This is a genomic window from Mesorhizobium sp. M1D.F.Ca.ET.231.01.1.1, assembly GCF_003999155.2.
GTDB lineage: Bacteria > Pseudomonadota > Alphaproteobacteria > Rhizobiales > Rhizobiaceae > Mesorhizobium.
This window is the reverse complement of sequence record NZ_RZOZ02000007.1, coordinates 157,855-177,183: the sequence shown is the minus strand read 5'-3', so window position 1 is coordinate 177,183 and position 19,329 is coordinate 157,855. Positions and strand designations below refer to the sequence as shown.

Genomic DNA, 19,329 nt, shown 5'->3' with positions numbered 1-19,329 from the left:
CCTACACCTACTCCGCCAACCCCAACGCGGTGACCACCAACGCGGTCGACCACTTCGTCTACACCATCACCGACGGCGACGGCGACACCTCGACGGTGACGCTCGACATCACCGTCAACAACGTGACCATCCAGGCCCCGGCTGACAGCGACGTTACAGTCAACGAAGCGGCGTTGGACCTAGTCAAGGATGGTGCCGATCTGGCGCCAGGCACGGTAACCGGTTCGCTGCCGGGTTTGACGGCCGAGACCGATGCCTCCAACCAGCTCAACGCCACAGGCGGCGTCGGCGCGCTGATCTATACGGCGCAGACCATCGTCGGCACTTACGGCACGATCCACATCAATGCCGACGGTAGCTACGTCTATACGCTGACTAGCAACTACCTCAATCCGCAGGCTAATGATGGCGTCCAGACTATCTCTGGCCTGGAAAACTTCACTTACACGGTGACCGACAGCGTCGGCAACACCACCACCGGCACCATCACCGTCAACATCATCGACGACGTGCCTTCCTTCACGCATATCCAGAGCGCGATCGTCGCCAATCAGGACAACAACGTCGTGACCGGCACGCATGACCTTGCCTTCGGTGCCGATGGCGAGACGTCGATCGAGATCACACCGCTCACCAACATCACCGGCGTGACATACCTGCCTGTCGTCCACAACGTCGACGGCTCGTCGGACCTGATCGCGCAGGTGAACGGATCGAATTTCTTCGATCTGAAGGTCAACCCGGACGGCACCTATACGTTTACCCTGATCGAGTCACGCCCTGTTGCCGACCAGACGTTCAATTTCGCCGGCGTAGCCGGTTCCCAGGGCACGTCGCAGTTCAGCCTTGGAGATGCGACGTTCAACGCAATTGACACCAACAACAATGGCAGCATCGGCAGTGCGGAAATACTGAAACCGACGAGCAACGGTTTTGGCGTCGGAAACGGAAATCTGGACACGGGTGAGCAGTTCAAAGTCACCTTCGCAACGGGGGTCGACAAGCTGAGTTTCTTCGTGGAACACGAAGCTGCCGGCGCTTTCACCATGACCTACACCACCGACACGGGCCTGACGGGCACCGTCACCGCCACCGTGGACGGCTGGCTCAACATCGATCCGGCAGGTGATTTCAACTCCATCACGTTCACCGTTACGGACGGTAAGGCCAAGTTCGACAATTTCGCTTACTCGAAGCTCATCCTGCCGTCGGATCAAACGTTCAACTTCTCCGTGTCCGGCGTGGACGGAGACGGCGATCATACCGCGTCGCAAACCCTGTCCGTCACCACCTTGGGCGAACACCCGGCAGGCACGCCCATCAACGGAACGGCGGGCGATGACGCCATAGCGGGCACCTCCGGCAACGACACCATTTCTGGGCTTGCCGGCAATGACACCCTCGTTGGCGGCGCCGGTGACGACATCCTCAACGGCGGTGACGGCAACGATCTCCTGATCGGCGGCCTTGGCCATGACACGCTTACCGGCGGCACCGGGGCCGATACGTTCAAGCTCGATCACCTCGAACTGAACATCAAGGATCTCATCATCGACTACAACAAGGCCGAAGGAGATCAGCTCGACCTGACCGCGCTGTTCGACAAAGCGGCCGCCGGCACCATCAGCGACTACGTGCACTACGACACCAGCACCAAGACGCTGAGCGTCGACGCCGACGGTACGGGCAATGCGGCTACTTTCGTGGATGTCGCCGTGCTGCAGAACGGACCTGCCGCCGGCACGATCAACATCCTTTACGACGATACCAACCACGTACAGCACACGGCCACGATTTAGCACTTATGCGTGGCCGTGCTTCCATGCTATGCATTAGCGAAGCTTGAATTGGTAATTTGGAGAGGGACTTACATGAAGCGTGGTGCAAGATTTCTGGCTTCGGCCACGGCTCTGCTCTTGGCCGGATCGACGGGCTTTGCCGCCGACATCATCGGCGAGCCGGCGGTGAATTATTGCCGCACCGTCGGCACCTCCGACCTGGTGCTGACCGACAACATGGTCGAGCTCAAGGACAAGGTGGTGAAGCTGATGGACGACTCCATCTCCGTCGCCAACAGCCCGGAATGGATCAACTCGTCGCGCCCCGCCTTCGTCTGGGCATCGGAAGCCAAGGTCGCCTGCGGCAAGGCCTATGGCTACCTCAAGACGAACTACAAGGACGAGGACTATCTGAACAAGTGCGAGTGCTTCCACGACCGCATGGTCGAGTACATGCACTGAGCCGACGGGCGAACGCCGACCGGCTGCGATGATGGCCATGAGAGCCTGGGCGGAGGCGGCCGCTTCCGCGCGCCCGGCGCCGGATGCCACGCATGCCGGCGCGGCGCGGCTTTTCCGACGCGGGTGTTCGCGAGCCTTGGGGCAGTTCATCGTTTCACGGAAACGCCGAACTGCTCTAACTGTTTGTTTTGACGCAATTCCGGACGGAAAACCGCTGCGCACTTTTCCTGGAATTGCTATTTGTTCTTGCGCAATTCCGGACGGAAAACCGCTGCGCACTTTTCCTGGAATTGCTATTTGTTCTTGCGCAATTCCGGACGGAAAACCGCTGCGCACTTTTCCTGGAATTGCTGTGGCGCTCGCATTTGCCGTTGTCGCGGCGGCCTCTGGCTGCCAGTCGAAGAATGGCGCATCCGAGGTGCTGGATCCTTCGGCGATCGCCGCGCCGGCAAACCAGGCCGCAAACCCCGTCGCGGCGCCCGCGCAGCTGACCGCAAGTTCGACAGCCACCGCCCCCAAGGGAAACCTGACGCTCGGCACCGGCTCGACGAAGATAGCGATGCTGCTGCCGCTCTCGGCCTCGGGGAGCGCGGGCGAAAACGGCCGAAAGATGTATGACGCGGCGCGGCTGGCGATGAGCGATCTCGGCGACAAGCTGGTTACGCTGACGATCGAGGACACGCGCGGCGACAGCGGCTACGCCAAGGACCTGGCGGTGAAGGCGATCACCTCGGGCGGCGTGAAGATCGTCATCGGGCCGGCCGAGCTCGCGGCGGCGCAACAGCTTGCCAAGCTCTCCGGCACGCAGCGGCCGCCGGTGCTGGCGCTCGCCGACAATTTCGCCGGCGGCCCGGGCGTCTATTCGGTGCGGCTGAGCGAGGCCGACAGCGCGGCCGCGGGCGCGGCGGCGGTCGCCAGCAAGGGCGCCAAGAAATTCGTGCTCATGGTGCCGGCAGGGGCGAGCGGCGGCGCCATCGAGGCCAGGGTGAGCAACGCGCTCAGCATCTATGGCGCGACGCTCGCCGTGACGCTCCCCTATTCGGCGTCGGACGGCGCGAAGGCGGTGTCGGACATGGGCTCGCTGGTCGAGGCGCCCGACGCCGTCGTCGTCGCCAGCGGCGACGCCAACCCGACACCCGTGCTCGCGGCGCTGAAGGCGAAAGGCATTCCGGGCAAGGCGGTGAGCCTGATCGGCACCGAGCGCTGGCTCGAGCGCCCGATCGATCCGCTCTATGAGGGCGCCTATATAGCGACGCTCGACCAGAGCGAGACCGGGCCGATCGCCGACCGTTTCAAGGCGACCTACAACTATCAGCCCGATGTCAACGTCGCCTACGCCTATGACATGGTGGCGCTGACGGCCGGCATAGCGAGCTCGGTCGGACCGAACGGTTTCTCCAAACAGGTGTTGGAGAATACGAGCGGGTTCCGCGGCTCGACCGGGCTGTTCCGCTTCCGCGCCGACGGATCGAGCCAAAGATCGATGCCGTTTTTTAAGGTGGAAAAGGGTAGACTGAAGCTGGTGGAGAAACAGACCTCGGGGTTTTGACTTTACTGGGGTGGTGGGTCGTTGGATTTTCTTAGAAAGCTTCTCATTTTGGCTGTTGTCGGCGCGGTCGGTGCCGGTGCCGTCACGCTCATCGAACGGCTGATGTTCGAGGCGCCGCGACCAACCGTCTCCGGCGAACCGCCACCCCTGCCCGTCATCAAGAAAAAGCCGGTGCGGCGATGGAAATGGCGCCTGACATAGCCGCGGAACGATCGCGGCTCTCAGCCTCCGCAAAGCTCGCAACGAAGCCAGGGGGGAAGAGTGGACGTCTCTGAGGCGGTTCCGGCGAGGCACGCCCGCATCACAACCACTGGCGTGGCGGCCCTCTGCCTCATGTACGCCGCCGCGGCCATTCTAGTGGCGCCGGGAACGTATTTCGCGATGCTGACCGAATACACATTGAGGAAATATTCGCTTGCCATCCCCCTTTTCACACTGTTCGGGATGGCCGGAGCGGCAATCGTCTCTCAGCCGTCTTCACCTTTGACTTTCACGCTGGAGAAGCTGCGCCACCGTGGCAAAGGCGCGTTGATAGTGGTTGGCATTTTCATTCTTTGCGCCGCCGCGTTCTCCACAATCAAGCACGTCACACCGCTCTATGTTCCTTTTTTTGCAGACCCTTTTTTGGCCCGGCTGGACGCTGCGATTCATGCGGGCGATCCATGGAGGCTGACGCATGCGGTTTTTCCCCCACAGTTGGAGCCCGGTCTGTTTATACTCTATGGGCCGGTCTGGTTCATCCAGATGGTCGGCATGGTTCTCGTGGCGGCCTTCACCAATGATGGCGCATATCGAGCTCGGTACTTTTTCTCATTGCTTCTCGTTGCTGTCATTCTCGGAAGCGTGATCAGGATTATCGGGTCTTCGGCCGGGCCGATCTTCTTTGAACGAATCGTCGGCAGCGATCGCTTTGATGAACTAATGTCCGTGCTTGCCGCGACCCCATCCGGCAAAGCGATGATTGCCACGTCGGACTATCTGTACACGTCTTACGCTCATCATCGCACTGTCTTCGGGACAGGCATAGCGGCGATGCCAAGCCTCCATGTGGCCGTGGCCTTGCTCAACGCTTTGTTTCTTTCGCGGTTCGGGCGAATAACCGGGTATTGGGGTTGGTTCTACTTTTCCGCGATTATGTTTGGCTCCGTATATTTCGGCTGGCACTATGCCATTGACGGCTACCTCTCGATCGTCGTGACCCTTTTGATATGGCGCTACAGCGGGCGGCGCATCGGGGACGCCGCGACCCGAGCCCGTCGAGATTGGCCCCTTCAGCCGAAATCGAAATCAGATCTCGCGTAACCTCCCGCAGCCATCCCCGGATCTTTTGAAAGCCGCCGCGCCAGGACCCAGATGACCGGCGTCGCCAGCATGGATGCGTAACCATCAACGGCATAGTGCCAGGCCAGATGCACGGCGCCCAATTGAATGGCGATCAGGAAGATCACGCCGGCCCAGCGCAACACCCCGCCAAATCGCCACAGATAGATCGCGTTGAGCGTGGCCACGGCGACATGGAGCGAGGGGAAGGCGGATATGCCGCTGCCCAGGCGCGGCCCGTCGAGGGCGGCGTTGGCAAGAAGAACCCCCTGCGCGTGCAGAGCCCACACGGGATAGACCGTGTTTGTCGCCTGAAGATAGTTCATAAGCGGAGAGAACGTGTCATCGCCGTAGAAAGGTATGATGAAGGCAGGTCCGACCGAAGCAAAGATGGTCGCTGCGGCGTTCCCCAGAAGCACCCAGGTCAGCACAAACGCCACCAGATATTGCGACCGAAGACGCTTATCGCCTGTCGAGAAGGTGACGCAAAACAGCACGACCAGCATCACCACGAACCAAAGATTGTAGAGAAAGTTCAGGGCAAAGGTCAGCAGCCCGGCGCCGAGGAGAGGGTGCAGTATCTTCCAGGCGTCCTGGCCGCCATGGATCATCCTGTCGACGGCGATAATTGCCGAGTCGGCATAGAAGGGCACTATCCTGCTGAGGCCGCCCTTCATGCTGGTGAAAAGCGAAAAGAAGACAGGCAAGATCAAGGCAACCGGCAGACCTATGACAAGCCGATTGGGCAAGTCGTTTTCCAACAAGCGACGGACCAGACAAGGAAGCAGTCGCTCCGGCCGCTCAAGCATGACCCGCGTCGCAACGATGGCAAAGAGGATGCATGTAACTCCGCCCCCGAAGAGCAGGAATGGCTCGCTGTAGATCCGGGGATCGAGTGGAATTTGCCAATAGGCCGCAGCTAGGGCGACCGCCACCGCGTAAGCCGCCATTGTCACGAAGAACGGCCGGTTGGCGTGCCAGGCCTGCGAACAGACATGTGCGAGGCCGACCATCGGCATCTTCGGCGTTCTCGAGAAGAGCTTGGCGATCATTGAGCCTCTGGGCTCGCGCAGTTTCTCGACAGCCAACCGGCGGCGGCCCAGATGGCGGATGTCGCAAGGATTGAAACATATCCATCGACGGCATAGTGCCAGGCCAGATGCACCGATCCCAGTTGGATAGCGATTAGAAACGCGATGCTGCCCCACCGCAGCAAGCGGCCAAAACGCCAGAGATAGATCGCGTTCAAAGTCGCGGTGGCGACATGGACCGACGGAAAGGCTGAAATGCCGCTGCCCAGGCGTGGGCCTTCAAGTCCGGCATTCGTCAGCAGATAGTTTTGCGTATCCAGCGCCGAAACGCGATAGGTGATATCGGTCGCCTTAAGGTAGTCCATCAGGGGAGAAAACGTACCGTCGCCGTAGAAGGACATGACGAATGCCGGTCCGACCGAAGCGAAGGCGGCCGCCAAAACGTTGCCGAGCAACACCCAGGTGAGGACGAACGCGACCAAAAACTGGGAACGCAACCGCTCGTTCCTGGTGGAAAAAACGACGCAAAACAAAACGATGAAAACCTCGGCGAACCAGAGATTGTAGAGAACGTTCAGAGAGAAGGTGACAGGGCCGAAGCCAAGCAAAGGATGAAAAAATCTCCAGGCATCGATCCCGCCGTGAATTGCCCGGTCGACCGCGGTCAGGCCGGCGTCGGCATAGAATGGCTCAATCTTGCTGATGCCGCCCTTGATGCTGGTGAACATCGAGAAAAAGATCGGGAGGAGGAGCGCAACCGGCAATCCGACTATAATTCGGTCCGCCAGCCTGTTGGAAAGCATAAGATCCTTCATGGCGCGCAACGGTTGCGCTGGCCGGTCAATGATCAACCGGCCGGAGACCATGGCAACAAGAATCAGAGTTACTATAGATCCAAAAAACAGGAAATTTTTATTGTACAGTTTTACGTCGATGACGATTTTCCAATGCGCCGCGGCGATCAGCGCGATTAGAATATACACTATTACGGTCACGAATAATGGCTGATTGGCGCGCCACGCCGCCGAACTGCTGCGAACCGCCAGCCTCGCTATCGACATAGAAGGACCCCCCGGACCTCGATCAGGATGACGTTTCGTTGAACCGCCTTCCTGATCCACCTCATTGTTGGAGCATGATCTTCTCCAAAAACCGGTTCCCACTTTGCGGGATCATGCTCTAAACGCTAGTTAAGCTGCTGCAGTACCCCGGAGCTGCTGGCCAGCATCACACCGCCATAGATCTGGAACAGGATCGCGCAGATCGCGGCGGCCGAGATCGGCACGCCGAACGGCACGACACCTTTCCTGTCCATGTGCTGAACGTAGAGACGGAACGCGCCCGCCGGCAGGAGAAAGGGGTTCTTGACCAACGCCGCGGTCGCTAGCGCGAAGATCAGCAGGAAAACGGTGAACACGACAAGGCCGTTTCCGCCGATCAAAAGCGGCACGGCCGCCATCAGCTTGACGTCGCCGGCACCCAGCTTGCGCAGGACCCAAAACGGAAACAGCGCCACGAACAGCAGGAGGCAGCCGATCGCGCTCAGGCCCATGTCCCACCATGACCCGGTCTGCACGGACACGAGCTGGAGCGAGCCGAGACCGAGGCATATCAGCAGCAGCACGTCCCGGTTGGCAATCTTCTGCGTCGTGAAATCGGTCCAGGCGATCTTGCCGAGGAGCGGGATGGCCAGCGCCCTGAGCAACAGCGACGCGGCAACCAAAAGGCTCATGACCGCTCTATGTTCTCCACACTGGACGACAGCAGCTTCAGATTGTTGGCCACCGTCGGATCGTTGGGCGCGAGCTCATAGGCCTTGAGGAAATTCGTTCGCGCTTCCTGCAGCTTGCCGCGCAGCAGATAGGAGTAGCCCAGGTTGTTGTAATATTCCGGCGTCGCGCCAAGCAGGCGATAGGCCCGGCCATAGGCCATGTCGGCCAGATCGAAGCGCCGGATGCGGTCGCAGGAGGCGGCAAGACCGAGCCAGGCGACCCCGTCATTGGGCGCCAGTCGCGTGGCCTTGTAGAACAAGGCGCCGGCGTTGCCGTAGTTCTCGGAACGGAATTGTGTCTTGGCCTCGGTGACCGCCTGGTCCGAGGCATAGTAGTCGACGTCGCTGACCGTCTTCAGCCCGTCGAAGGCGTCGCCGAAAGCCGTGTAGTCGCCCTTCGCGGGCTCATTGGTGCGCACGACACCGGTGCTGTCGGTCGACTGGCAACCGGCGAGCAGGACCAGCAGCACGCTGGCTGCGGCGGCGAGGCGCGTCGGCCTTGTCATCTTGTGCCCCAAGGAGCCCTCCGACTCAATTTTAGAACCTAATCATATGACGGGTCAGAAGAAAATGCCCTTCATGCGAATGATGACGGGTAGCATAATCACCATCATCACCACAGGGAAAATGCAGAGCCCCAGTGGAATCATCATTTTGACGGGCAAGGAATTGGCGCGTTCTTCCGCCTGGAGAATGCGCTGGTCGCGCATCTCGGCGCTGTAGACGCGCAAGGCATCCGTCAGGCTGGTGCCGAGCTCTTCAGACTGCCGGAACAGCACCGCCAAGGCTTTTGCCTCCTCCAGGCCGATACGATCGGCAAGCTCGCGAAGCGCCTCGCGCAGCGGCTTGCCGGCGCGCAGCTGCAAAGTCATGATCGAGAGCTGGATGCCAAGCCATTTATGGGTGGCGGCAAGTTCGTGGCTGACCCGCTCGACCGCCGCCTCCAGGCTCATGCCCGCATCGGCGCAGGTGATCATCATGTCCATGAAATCGGGAAAGGCGCGACGATAGATCAGCTTCTGCTTGTTCTCGAAACGATCCAGCATGATGCTCGGTATGACCACGCAAGCCAGGCCGAGCAGCGCGGAGCCGGCCAAGGCAACGAAAGCGGGCAGTCGCGGGGGCAGCACCCAGGACAAGAGCGCATACATGACCAGAAAGCCCACGCACACACAGGCGAGGCGACTAAGCGTGTAAATTAAAGGTGCGCTCTTCTGATAGAAACCAGCGCGGAACAGCTTCGCCTCAAGCGCATCCGGCTGCATATGTTCCTTTTCAACCGCCTTGAAGTAGGCATCGATCGGCTTCTGCGCTGCGAGCCTGGCGCGCTGATCCTGGCCGAGAATGGATCGCGGGTCGACTGAGCCCTCGCCCAAAAGGCTGTCCGAAACGAGCTTCCGGGTCTGCATTGCCGGCATGAGAACCAGTGCGGCGAACAGGAACAAAGCCACCGCCGCCGCGAAAACGGCGAGGGAGATCAGAAGGGTCAGGTTGTTCATGTTCGAAAGCAGGCTCATGGTCACTCCTAGAAGTCGAAATTGACCATGCGATACATGATGTAGTCGCCAAGCAACGCCCACCCGCCGAAGACGGTGAACACCGGGAAGATGACCGGACTATGCCAGATCTTTCCATAGTACGATGGCGCAATGACCTGCAGTATCAGGAACATTGCAAGCGGGAACAGCGAGATAACCCATGCGGAGACTCGCCCTTCAGCCGAGAGAGCCCTGATCTTCATCCGCAGTTTTTGCCGTTCACGCAGCACTGACGAAAGATTGGCGAGTATCTCGGTGAGGTTGCCGCCCGTTTTCGACTGGATCGACAGGGAAACCGTCAGCAGATGCAGTCCCTCGAAACCCACGCGCTCCGACAGCTTTCTTACAGCCTGCTCCATGCTGAGCCCGAAGGTGATTTCGTCGGCGACGATGCCAAATTCCGTTCCGAGCGGGTCCGGCATTTCACGAGCGACGAGACCTATGGCAACGGAGGCAGGGTGCCCAGCGCGCAGGGAACGAACAATCATGTCCAGGGCATCGGGGAGTTGCTTGGCGAACTTCTGGATTCGCTTGTTGCGGGCGCGCCGAAGGACAAGAAGAGGCAGCGCAAGACCCACGACCAAAAACGCGATCGCCGCTGCGGCAAGCGAAAAGCCCAAAAGCAGCGTCAGCGTCAACGCAATCACCAGCCCGGCAAGCAGGAACACCGCGGCAAAAATCAGCGGATTCCCGGTGATTCCGGATTGTGTGTACAGCCGATTGAGCCACACGAAGCCATAGACAAAGTCTCCGGATTCGGTGAGGCCGCGTTCACGCAACAAGCTTTTTAGCGTCTTTTCCGCCGGCGCTTCATCGGCCAGGCGGCGGATCCTGTGGTTGACCGCGGCGAAACGTGAGCGCCGACCGGCCAGCGAAAGATAGAAGGCCTCACCGGCCAGGATGACGGAAGCCGCCGCGACGGCGTAGATAAAATAGAGAAGCGCCTGTCCAGTCAGCATTACAAGGCAACCTGCGGGTTGAACACATCCTTGCCGAAATGGAGACCAAGCGTGGCAGCCTCGGAAGCGAACCGCGGACGAACCCCGGTCGCCCGAAACTCCCCTACGATCGACCCGTCGGCGGCCACCTCGCGTCTGACAAAGTGATAAATTTCCTGCAGCTGGACGACATTGCCTTCCATGCCCGTCAGCTCCGAGATGGAGACCACACGCCGGCCGCCGTCGGAAAGGCGTTGCGTCTGCACGATGATGTCGATGGCGGAGGCGATCTGAGCGCGGATGGACTCATGCGTCATCGGCATGCCGGCCATGCCGACCATCTGCTCCAGGCGCGATATGGCGTCGCGCGGCGTGTTGGCGTGGATCGTCGTCATCGAGCCTTCATGGCCGGTGTTCATGGCCTGCAGCATGTCGAAGGCCTCCTCGCCGCGCACCTCGCCGACGATGATGCGGTCCGGCCGCATGCGCAGCGCGTTCTTGACCAATTCGCGCTGGCGAACCTCGCCCTTGCCCTCGACATTGGGCGGGCGCGTTTCCAGCCGGCCGACATGCGGCTGCTGCAATTGCAGTTCCGCGGCATCCTCGATGGTGACCAGGCGCTCCTTGGCCGGGATATAGCTCGACAAGGCGTTGAGCAGCGTCGTCTTGCCGCTGCCGGTGCCGCCCGAGACCAGGATCGATTTGCGCGCCTGCACGGCGATCCGCAGTATGTCGATCATCGGCTGGCGGATCGAGTTGAATGCCATCAAGCGTTCGAGCGAATAGGGATTTTTGGAGAATTTCCGGATCGACACCAGCGGGCCATCGACCGAGACCGGCCGCACCGCGATGTTGACGCGCGAGCCGTCGTCGAGGCGCGCATCGACCATCGGCGACGATTCATCGACGCGCCGGCCGATGTTCGAGACGATCTTGTTGATGACGCGCAGAAGATGCGGCTCGTCGCGAAAACGGATCGAGGTCTCCTCGATCACGCCGCGGCGCTCGATGAAGACGCGTTCATGCGTGTTTATCATTATATCGGTGATCGAGTCGTCCTTGAGCAGCGGCTCGATCGGGCCCAGGCCCAACATCTCATCCGCCGTATCGCTGGTCAGCTGATCGAGCTCGCGCGCATTGAGCGGCACATTCCGCCCGCGCACGAATTCGCGCACGATCGGCCGGATCTCGTTGAGTATCTCGTCCTTCGAGGCATTCTCGAGAGCGGCGAGGTTGAAGCGGTCGATGAGATGGCGATGCAGCTCGACCTTGAGCGTCAGGAAATCGTCACTGTGCGGTTCGGCTTCCGCGGCTGGGACAACTGCCGGTCCATTTGCCGCTGTGATAACTGCCGGCGGCTGCGTCACGCGCTGCTCTCCCGACCCTTTGATGAAGCGACCCAACATGGCGCTGAACCCCTGCCAATTTCCCCCGCAGCGAAACTAAGCGTTAACCACGAGAGGCACAAGCGGCGCGGAGGACACAGTGGAAGTATTACTTGCGACATAGTTAAGAAAACCGCATATGAGAAATCGTTTTATTTTGCCCTGGTCCCGGCGTACAGACCAAAGTCTTAGGACCTTTGCCGCCTCCATCACACCTGTTCGGGTAAGTTGTCAGATATAATGATTTATGCGTTATGCCTAATGTGGCGGAACCGTCGGCCGAACGAGGCAGAATTGTGAACGAATGGTTAAGATCGCTTGAAAAATCAAACGAATCAAGCTCTTGTGAAAAATGAGAAACTCTCAGATCGAGTATTGAAAGGTTAACGGACTGTTAATCCGTTTGACTCGGCTTTTTTGCGGGACAAGGATTGAACGTGACGGGGGATGCTTGGGTATGGGGTTCATTCCTTGGCTCTGTCTCGTCGGGTTCAAACCTCCAAAGGGAGAAATTGGCATGAAAAAGCTCATGACGATGACCCGGCAGTTCCGCGACGATGAAAACGGCGCTGCTATGGTCGAATATTCGATCCTGATCGGCATCATCGCCGTTGCGGCGATTGGCTTCATCATCGGCATCGGCGGCTGGGTGACGGGCCGCTTCTCGGGCCTGTGCAGCGCCATGGACAACTCGGGCATCGGCTCCTGCGCCAGCGGTTCCGGTTCGTGATCGTTTGAAGAAACCAGGCCCGGATTATGCAATCCGGGCCTGAACTTAGTGGTGGCGGGGCATCTCCCCGCATTATTGGCTCGGGGCTGGGGTTATGCGCGCCAACACACTCATCATGATCGTTCTTGCCGGCATTTTCGGCGTACTGGCGGTCGTCCTTGCGAATATTTGGCTGGCGGGCCAGCGCAATGCGCTGGCGCAGTCCAATTCTGTGCAAACAGGCAGCATCGTGGTCGCGGCAATGCCGCTGAAATTCGGCGACACTCTGAGCGCCGACAAGCTGCGCGAAATTGCCTGGCCGGCCGGAGCGGTCCCGGCTGGGGCCTTCAAGACAGTGAAAGAGACCCTGGCCGGCAACGGCACGCGTCAGGCCCTGCAGCCGATCAGCGTCAACGAGCCGATTTTGGCCAGCAGGATCACCGGCGCCGGGCAGCGCGCCACGCTTTCGGCCGTGCTCGCCGAAGGTATGAAAGCCGTTTCCATCAGAGTCAACGATGTGCTGGGTGTTGCCGGCTTCGTCTTTCCTGGTGACCGGGTCGACATTCTCCTGACCCGCACCGTGCGCGGCGACGAAGGCGCCGACAGAAGTTTCGTCGACGTGCTGCTGCAGAGCGTCAAGGTGCTTGCCGTCGACCAGGTCGCCGACGAGAGCAAAGAAAACCCGCAAGTTGTTAAAGCGGTGACCGTCGAGGTCAGCACCAAGGATGCGCAGAAGCTGACGCTGGCCGCCGGTGCCGGTCAATTGTCGCTCGCGCTTCGCCAGACCGCGGCCAACAAGGGCGAGGCGACGGAGAGAGTCACACTTGCAGACCTGACCGGCGATACGCCGGAGGATGTTGCCAAGAGGCAGGCCGAGCTCGATCGGCAGAAGGCTGCAGACGCCGCGGCCGCCGAAGAGCGCAAGCGCGCCAACGAAAAGATTGATGGCTTGGCCCAGGCCGTGGAACGGGTCGGAAGCCAGATAGATCAATTGAGCAAGGTGAAGCCCACTGTGGCACCCGCACCACAACCCCAAGAAGTTGTAAAGGAAGTTGTAAAATATGTGCAGCCGGAACCGCCAGCGCGGGCTACAATCGGAGTATTTCGCGGCGTGAAGCTCGAAACATACGACGTGCCGCGACAGCGATAGCCGCATTCGGATAGGGGGATCCGGGTGGGTCCGCTGGCATGGATCCGCAAGGGGGACAATCTAGATGCGAATTTTTCGGGGATCACTGGCCGCCGCCGCTCTGGCGTGGTCGTGTATTGCGTTGCCGTTGAGCCCCGCGGTTCATGCCGCTGATCGCTTCATCGATGTGTCGAGCCCGTCGCTGCACCGCGTGTTCGTGCCGATTTCTCAATCCGCAACGATCCAGGTCAACGCCACGCTGGGCGATATCGTCGTCGGTGACGAAAAGATCGCCGATGCCCAGCCGATGACCGACAAGACGCTCTACATCATCGGCAAGAGCGTCGGCACCACCACGGTCAACCTGTTTTCCGAGGACAAGCGCTCGCTGGGCGCGATCCAGATCGAGGTCGGCCAGGATGTCAGCGACATGGCAGTAGCCATTCGCCAGGTGGCGCCGAAGGCCCGCATCGAGATCGGCTCGATCAACGGCAAGATCCGACTGAGCGGCCACGTCAAGGACGCCGCGACGCTGGCATCCATCGTGGAGGTGACGCAGCAATACGGCCCCGACGCCATCATCAATGCGGTGACCATCGACGACAGCGAGCAGGTCAATTTGTCGGTGCGCATTCTGGAAGCCAAACGCAATGCCGACCGCGATCTCGGCGTGTCGTTCAGGAGCCGGGACAGCAATGCAACCAAGTTTGGAACAGGCATCGCAGCTACCACTCCAGTCGGAGCAGACCCTGGTACTCTAGTTACGGGACTGCTGTCGAAAAGCAATCCTTTCGCGACATTGATCACCCAGATCATCGACAGCAACATCAAAGTCGATCTGATCATCGAGGCGCTGGAGGCGAAAGGTGTCGTGCGTACGCTGGCCGAACCGAACCTGACCACGGCTTCCGGCGAAACCGCCAGCTTCAACGCCGGCGGCGAGGTGCCGATCCGCACCGTCCTCAATGACGCGGTGAGAATCGAATTCAAGCAGTTCGGCGTCAATCTGAACTTCACGCCTATCGTGCTCGATGACGGCAAGATCCATATCAAGCTGGCGCCGGAAGTGAGCGACCTGACCGGCTTCACCCCTGCCGGTGACCCGATCTTCACCAATCGCAAGCTGCAGACCACGGTCGATCTGCGTGATGGCCAGAGCTTCGCTGTAGGCGGCCTGCTCTCCAGCAAGAACACCAGGCTGCAGGAACAGGTGCCCTGGCTCGGCCAGGTGCCGATCGTCGGCGCGCTGTTCCACAATTCGAGCACGCAGAAGGAAGAGACCGAACTGGTGGTCATCGTCACGCCGCATGTTGTGCGGCCGGTGAAGCCAGGCGAGCAACTGGCGACGCCCTTCGACAAGACAAAGCCCGCCAACGATCCGGAGCTTTTCCTGCTCGGCCAGCTCGAAGTCAGCAAGGACATGATCCGCAAATATGAGCACGGCGACGGCGTCACCGGCCCTTACGGCCACATGCTGGATGTGAAATCGAAGGACAAGCTGGTCTATGTCAAGAAATAAGCTCCTGCTCGTCCTTCTCGGTTCCAGCCTGCTTGCGGGCTGCGCGGCCGACTATCTGAACAATTACGACACGATGACGCTGGCTGCGGGCGACTCGCAGAAGGCCAACCAGTTGCTGCAGACAGTCGATCCGTACAACCCGGCTTCCAACAATACGAAGATCGAAGGCAACGGGGCGCGGTCCGTCGGCGTCGTTCAGAGATACAAGTTCCCGCCGGCGCCGGCGCCAACGACAAACATGACGGTGAATGTCGGCCCAGCCGGCGCGCAGTGAACTAAGCAGAAGGATGCGTGCGTCGGGCGAGCGGGGACGCCTGGTACGAATGGAACAGAGAGTAAGGTCATGTTGGGGACCATTCGTGAATTCTGGAACGATCAACGCGGCATAGCGATGATCCTCGCCGCCATCATGCTGCCGGTGCTTGTCGGCTTTGCATTGGTGACCATCGACATGAGCCGGGCCACCGGACTGCACAACGATCTGCAGAAAGGCGTCGATGCGCTGGCGCTTGCCGCGGCGGCCGAGCTCGACGGCAGGTCGGATAGCATCATCAGGGCCGATCGGGCCGTCACCAATCTCATCGCCAACAGGACGCTGTTTTCGACAGCAGGCGATCACCAAATCGCCCTCGCCGATATAACGGTAACGTATCTGACTGGAATACCAGCCAGCGACAACAAGCGGCTGAGCGCCGCCGGCGTCGACTCGGACGGCACAAACTGGGCCAGCACGGATCCAAAGGCCGTCTCATTCGCGGAAGTGACGGTGAACCCTTCAGGCCTGACCGATGGGGCGGGCGCCTTCGCGACGATTTTTCCAGCCAGTTTCGTGGGTGCCAGCGAGACGATGGACATCGATCCCCAGGCGGTGGCCGGATTCACCCAGTCCATCTGCGAAACCGTGCCGATCTTCATGTGCAACCCGTTTGAGACAACCACACCCGCAACCAGCAAGACGATCCAACAGGCGTTTGCATCGGGCGACACCTACAGTCGCGAATTTCGCATTCTGAAAGTGGACTCAAATCCGGGTCCTGGCAATTTCGGGCTGATCGACAACAACCTGACGTCGTTGCGAGATGCAATTGCAACAGGCACAGCAGGCACCTGCTATCAGCGCGACAAGCTGACGACCAAGACCGGCGTCACGCTTGGTTCGGTCAATGCGGGCATCAATGTCCGGTTCGATCTCTATAGCAGCTCGCTCAACAAGGAGAACAAGAACTGGCAGTACCGACCGGCGAGCAACGTGCGCAAGGGCCAGAAGACCGGCTGCAGCAAATACGACCCTGTTACTGATGGGACGGCGCTGCCCCTGCCTCCCGGCGACAACTACGACTCTACGAAGGGGTATTCCGACAAAATCGCCAATGCCAGTACCTTCTGGGCCTCCTATTGGAGCGTCAACCACGGTGGCGCCGCCTTTCCAAGCATTCCCAGCTCAAGTCACCCAACATCAACGACCCAGCCCGCATCTCGATATGATGTTTACAAATATGAGGTAGCCAACAACCTGGTGGGAGACAAATCCAAGAATCCGACCAAGGAAAGCGGGACACCGTCATGTTTCAAGGGCGACACACCAACGGCTGATCCCGATCGCAGACTCCTCAACTTGGCCATTGTGGACTGCATCGCTAACCAGGCCAAGATCAACGGTCATACCCAACTAAAGCCGGATGGGTATGCTAGTGTCTTCTTGAATACTCCGGTTCAGAAGCAGGACAACAGCAAAGACGACGAGGATACGTCGGCTGCCGAAAAACCTATCAGTCTTGAGATTGTCGATGTCGACGGTCCGCTGGGAAACGGCTCTCTCGACAAGGCTCTCCGGAACGAAGCGCAACTCTACCGGTGAGTGTCATGGCCAAGCTCAACCACATCATTCGACTGTTCCGGCGCGACGAGGACGGCACAGCCTTGGTCGAAATGGCGATCGTGGCGCCCTTTGTGCTCCTGTTGTCAGCCGGCGTGTTCGAGTTCTCCAATATGTTGAACACACGTCTGCTGCTCGAGGCCGGCGTCGAGGATGCGGCTCGCTACATGGCGCGCTGCAGCAGCGATTGGGACACCTGCAAAGGGCTGGCACAAAATCTGGCGGCCAATGGCGCGGTTGACGGCACCAGCGCCAGGGTGACTGGCTGGCTTCCAACACAAGTCGATATCACCAAGTCATCCACTGCGGCGGTCGATAACACGACGACACCGCCTACCGAGATCTATCTCAGCAGCAAGGGCACCGTCGATGTGGTGACGGTCAGCACCGCATATACGTATCCTGACGTCGGGTTTTGGTCCTATCTTGGCTTTGGCGACCTCACTCTCAGCGTCGCCCATCAGGAGCGTGTCTTCGGATGGTGACGCCGCGCAACAGGTTTTGGAGTTGCCAGTCCGGGGCGGCGATGATCGAAGCGGCCATCGCAATGCCCCTGCTGCTGACCCTTCTGCTTGGCTTCGTCGACTTTGGCTACGCTTTCTACCAATGGAACGCGGCGAATAAGGCGGTGCAGGCCGGTGCCAGGCTGGCGCAAATTTCCGCTCCCGTTCCCAGCGGCCTCCTACTCGAGACCTTGACGCAAAGCGATACAACTAAAGTCGGCACTGCGGTTGCGCTAAACACGTATAATTACATCTGCACCGCCAACACTGCCGGAGTTGCTTCTTGCACCTGCGGAACAGGTGCAACATGCCAAAACCTCACCGTGAGCCAGGCCGCCTTTGACCTGATCTTCAGTGGCAGCACCACCCGTGCCGGGATGCAGACATTCCTGCCGATGCTGAAGAAGTCCGAGGTTCAGATTCAGTATCAGGCTTCCGGGCTGGGCTATTGGACACGCCCAGGCGGGCCGGTGCCGACCATCACCGTCAGCATCGTCAACCATCAATTCCAGTTCTTCTTCCTGGGCGGTCTGCTCGGGCTCGGCAACATGACCATGCCTTCCATGTTGAGTACAGTAACGGGTGAAGATTTAAAGAGTACATGGCCATGAACGCCATCGACACCAGAGTTCTCCCAACCAAACGCAAGCAGGTCGCGCTGTTTTCGTCCGATCCGAATTTCCGGCACGACGTGACCACCCGGCTCGACGCGCTGGCGATCTACGACGTCAGGGTTTCGGAGGCGGTCGAGTTCCTGAAAGGGCCGCCGGTAGACACACGACCCGGCATCATCATCCTCGATCTCGCCGATGGCGAGCTGCTCGGCAATGCCGGCATCGTCGAGGCGCGCTCGGCCTGGGCCTCGGTGCCGCTGATCGCGGTCTCTGGCGAACTGACGTCTGAAAAGACGCGCGTGCTGGTGCGCATGAACGCGTCGGACTGGCTGCACAAGCCGCTCGATGCCAAGGAGCTGCTCAACGCCGTCACCTTCCACGATACCGGCAATCAGGGAACGAAAAGCCGCATCGTCACCTTCATTGCCGCCAGCGGCGGCGCCGGCGCGACCACGCTGGCGATCTCGGCGGCGGAGCATCTCGCCTCGAAATCGGCCGAACGGGCGGCCTCGACCTGCCTCGTCGACCTCGACTTCCAGAGCGCCAATTGCGGCGCCTATCTCAACCAGTTCAACCAGTTCGACCTCGCCGGCATCATCGGCCAGCCGGAGCGGCTCGATGTCGAGATGATGGACGTCATCAAGCTGTCGCGGCCGTCCGGCCTCACGCTCTACTCCTTCGAGCGGCCGCAATTGCCGTTCGAGCCGCATGGCGCCGATTTCGTCTTCCGCTTGCTCGACCTCGTCGCCTACCGCTTCGACGACATCGTCATCGACCTGCCCAACATCGAGACGCCGTGGCACGAGTCGGTGCTGCGCACGAGCGACGAGATCTTCATCGTCTTCGAGCTCAACGTCGCCTCGCTTCGGCAAGGCAAGCGGCTCTACAAGAAGATCCGCGAACTGCGCGGCAACGGCGTCTCGATCACGCTGGTCGCCAACAAGCACAAGCGCAAATGGTTCGGCAACCACTTCTCGCGCAGCGAGCTGGAGAAGATCTTCAAGGCGCCGCACATCAAGTCGCTGGCGCTCGACAACGCGCTGCTGGCCGACGCGCTGAACCGCGCTATACTGCCTTCCGAGGTGGACGGGCGGGCCCGCTTCAACAAGGACCTGAAGCGCATGTTCAAGGAGCGGCTGGACAGTGCCCAGCGCTAGAGCAATTCCCGGAAAAGTGCGCAGCGGTTTTCCGTCCGGAATTGCGGCAA

20 protein-coding genes are annotated in these 19,329 nt (G+C 60.1%); 13 read left to right on the top strand and 7 right to left on the bottom strand.

Annotated features, from left to right (window positions below):
• The 5 genes from EN874_RS20000 to EN874_RS19985 all read left to right on the top strand — a co-directional run.
• The coding region (locus tag EN874_RS20000) for a type I secretion C-terminal target domain-containing protein (RefSeq protein WP_168247636.1) at positions 1 to 1,799 on the top strand (1,799 nt) is incomplete at its 5' end.
• Between the two features lie 72 nt (positions 1,800 to 1,871).
• The gene (locus EN874_RS19995; protein WP_126085827.1) at positions 1,872 to 2,240 is read left to right on the top strand and encodes a hypothetical protein; all 369 of its coding nucleotides are present in this window, start codon (positions 1,872 to 1,874) and stop codon (positions 2,238 to 2,240) included.
• A gap of 352 nt (positions 2,241 to 2,592) precedes the next feature.
• Entirely contained in the window at positions 2,593 to 3,789 is a 1,197-nt protein-coding gene (locus EN874_RS19990) for a penicillin-binding protein activator (protein ID WP_348631752.1), read from the top strand.
• 48 nt (positions 3,790 to 3,837) lie between these two features.
• Entirely contained in the window at positions 3,838 to 3,990 is a 153-nt protein-coding gene (locus EN874_RS33760) for a hypothetical protein (protein WP_168247635.1), read from the top strand.
• A gap of 60 nt (positions 3,991 to 4,050) precedes the next feature.
• The gene (locus EN874_RS19985) at positions 4,051 to 5,091 is read left to right on the top strand and encodes a phosphatase PAP2 family protein (RefSeq protein WP_127426578.1); all 1,041 of its coding nucleotides are present in this window, start codon (positions 4,051 to 4,053) and stop codon (positions 5,089 to 5,091) included.
• Here EN874_RS19985 and EN874_RS19980 read toward each other — a convergent pair.
• The 7 genes from EN874_RS19980 to EN874_RS19950 all read right to left on the bottom strand — a co-directional run bounded on the left by EN874_RS19980 (position 5,061) and on the right by EN874_RS19950 (position 11,793).
• On the bottom strand, positions 5,061 to 6,161 hold the full coding sequence (locus EN874_RS19980; protein WP_127426579.1) for a phosphatase PAP2 family protein: 1,101 nt from the start codon (positions 6,159 to 6,161) through the stop codon (positions 5,061 to 5,063). The two genes, EN874_RS19985 and EN874_RS19980, sit on opposite strands and share 31 nt — an antisense overlap.
• Positions 6,158 to 7,201, bottom strand: a complete 1,044-nt coding sequence (locus tag EN874_RS19975; RefSeq protein WP_127426580.1) for a phosphatase PAP2 family protein — start codon at positions 7,199 to 7,201, stop codon at positions 6,158 to 6,160. Before EN874_RS19975 ends, EN874_RS19980 begins: the two co-directional genes overlap by 4 nt.
• 125 nt (positions 7,202 to 7,326) lie before the next feature.
• Positions 7,327 to 7,845 carry a prepilin peptidase gene (locus tag EN874_RS19970; RefSeq protein WP_348631751.1) on the bottom strand — a complete coding sequence of 173 codons (519 nt, stop codon included), beginning with the start codon at positions 7,843 to 7,845 and terminating at the stop codon, positions 7,327 to 7,329.
• A 23-nt stretch (positions 7,846 to 7,868) separates the two neighbouring features.
• Complete coding sequence (locus EN874_RS19965) at positions 7,869 to 8,417, bottom strand: tetratricopeptide repeat protein (RefSeq protein ID WP_127426743.1); 549 nt, start codon at positions 8,415 to 8,417, stop codon at positions 7,869 to 7,871.
• A 54-nt stretch (positions 8,418 to 8,471) separates the two neighbouring features.
• A complete protein-coding gene (locus EN874_RS19960; protein WP_168247645.1) occupies positions 8,472 to 9,428 on the bottom strand; it encodes a type II secretion system F family protein in 957 nt (318 codons plus the stop codon).
• A gap of 8 nt (positions 9,429 to 9,436) precedes the next feature.
• Positions 9,437 to 10,408, bottom strand: a complete 972-nt coding sequence (locus tag EN874_RS19955) for a type II secretion system F family protein (protein WP_127426582.1) — start codon at positions 10,406 to 10,408, stop codon at positions 9,437 to 9,439.
• A complete protein-coding gene (locus EN874_RS19950) occupies positions 10,408 to 11,793 on the bottom strand; it encodes a CpaF family protein (protein ID WP_127426583.1) in 1,386 nt (461 codons plus the stop codon). Before EN874_RS19950 ends, EN874_RS19955 begins: the two co-directional genes overlap by 1 nt.
• Positions 11,794 to 12,289: 496 nt before the next feature.
• Between EN874_RS19950 and EN874_RS19945 the strand changes: the two genes are divergently transcribed.
• The 8 genes from EN874_RS19945 (at position 12,290) to EN874_RS19910 (ending at position 19,279) form a co-directional block, all read left to right on the top strand.
• Positions 12,290 to 12,502, top strand: a complete 213-nt coding sequence (locus EN874_RS19945) for a Flp family type IVb pilin (RefSeq protein WP_126085836.1) — start codon at positions 12,290 to 12,292, stop codon at positions 12,500 to 12,502.
• A 94-nt stretch (positions 12,503 to 12,596) separates the two neighbouring features.
• Complete coding sequence (cpaB, locus tag EN874_RS19940) at positions 12,597 to 13,631, top strand: Flp pilus assembly protein CpaB (protein WP_127426584.1); 1,035 nt, start codon at positions 12,597 to 12,599, stop codon at positions 13,629 to 13,631.
• Between the two features lie 127 nt (positions 13,632 to 13,758).
• Entirely contained in the window at positions 13,759 to 15,129 is a 1,371-nt protein-coding gene (locus EN874_RS19935) for a type II and III secretion system protein family protein (protein WP_245513716.1), read from the top strand.
• Positions 15,116 to 15,403, top strand: a complete 288-nt coding sequence (locus EN874_RS19930; protein WP_127426586.1) for a hypothetical protein — start codon at positions 15,116 to 15,118, stop codon at positions 15,401 to 15,403. Before EN874_RS19935 ends, EN874_RS19930 begins: the two co-directional genes overlap by 14 nt.
• Positions 15,404 to 15,472: 69 nt before the next feature.
• Complete coding sequence (locus EN874_RS19925) at positions 15,473 to 16,987, top strand: pilus assembly protein TadG-related protein (protein ID WP_127426587.1); 1,515 nt, start codon at positions 15,473 to 15,475, stop codon at positions 16,985 to 16,987.
• Positions 16,988 to 16,992: 5 nt separating this feature from the next.
• Positions 16,993 to 17,490 (top strand): TadE/TadG family type IV pilus assembly protein, encoded by a 498-nt coding sequence (locus EN874_RS19920; protein ID WP_127426588.1) that lies wholly within the window; start codon positions 16,993 to 16,995, stop codon positions 17,488 to 17,490.
• Positions 17,491 to 17,531: 41 nt separating this feature from the next.
• Positions 17,532 to 18,119 carry a TadE/TadG family type IV pilus assembly protein gene (locus tag EN874_RS19915; RefSeq protein WP_245516074.1) on the top strand — a complete coding sequence of 196 codons (588 nt, stop codon included), beginning with the start codon at positions 17,532 to 17,534 and terminating at the stop codon, positions 18,117 to 18,119.
• On the top strand, positions 18,116 to 19,279 hold the full coding sequence (locus EN874_RS19910) for an AAA family ATPase (protein ID WP_126085843.1): 1,164 nt from the start codon (positions 18,116 to 18,118) through the stop codon (positions 19,277 to 19,279). The genes EN874_RS19915 and EN874_RS19910 overlap by 4 nt, the downstream gene beginning before the upstream one ends.
• The last annotated feature ends 50 nt before the right edge of the window (positions 19,280 to 19,329 follow it).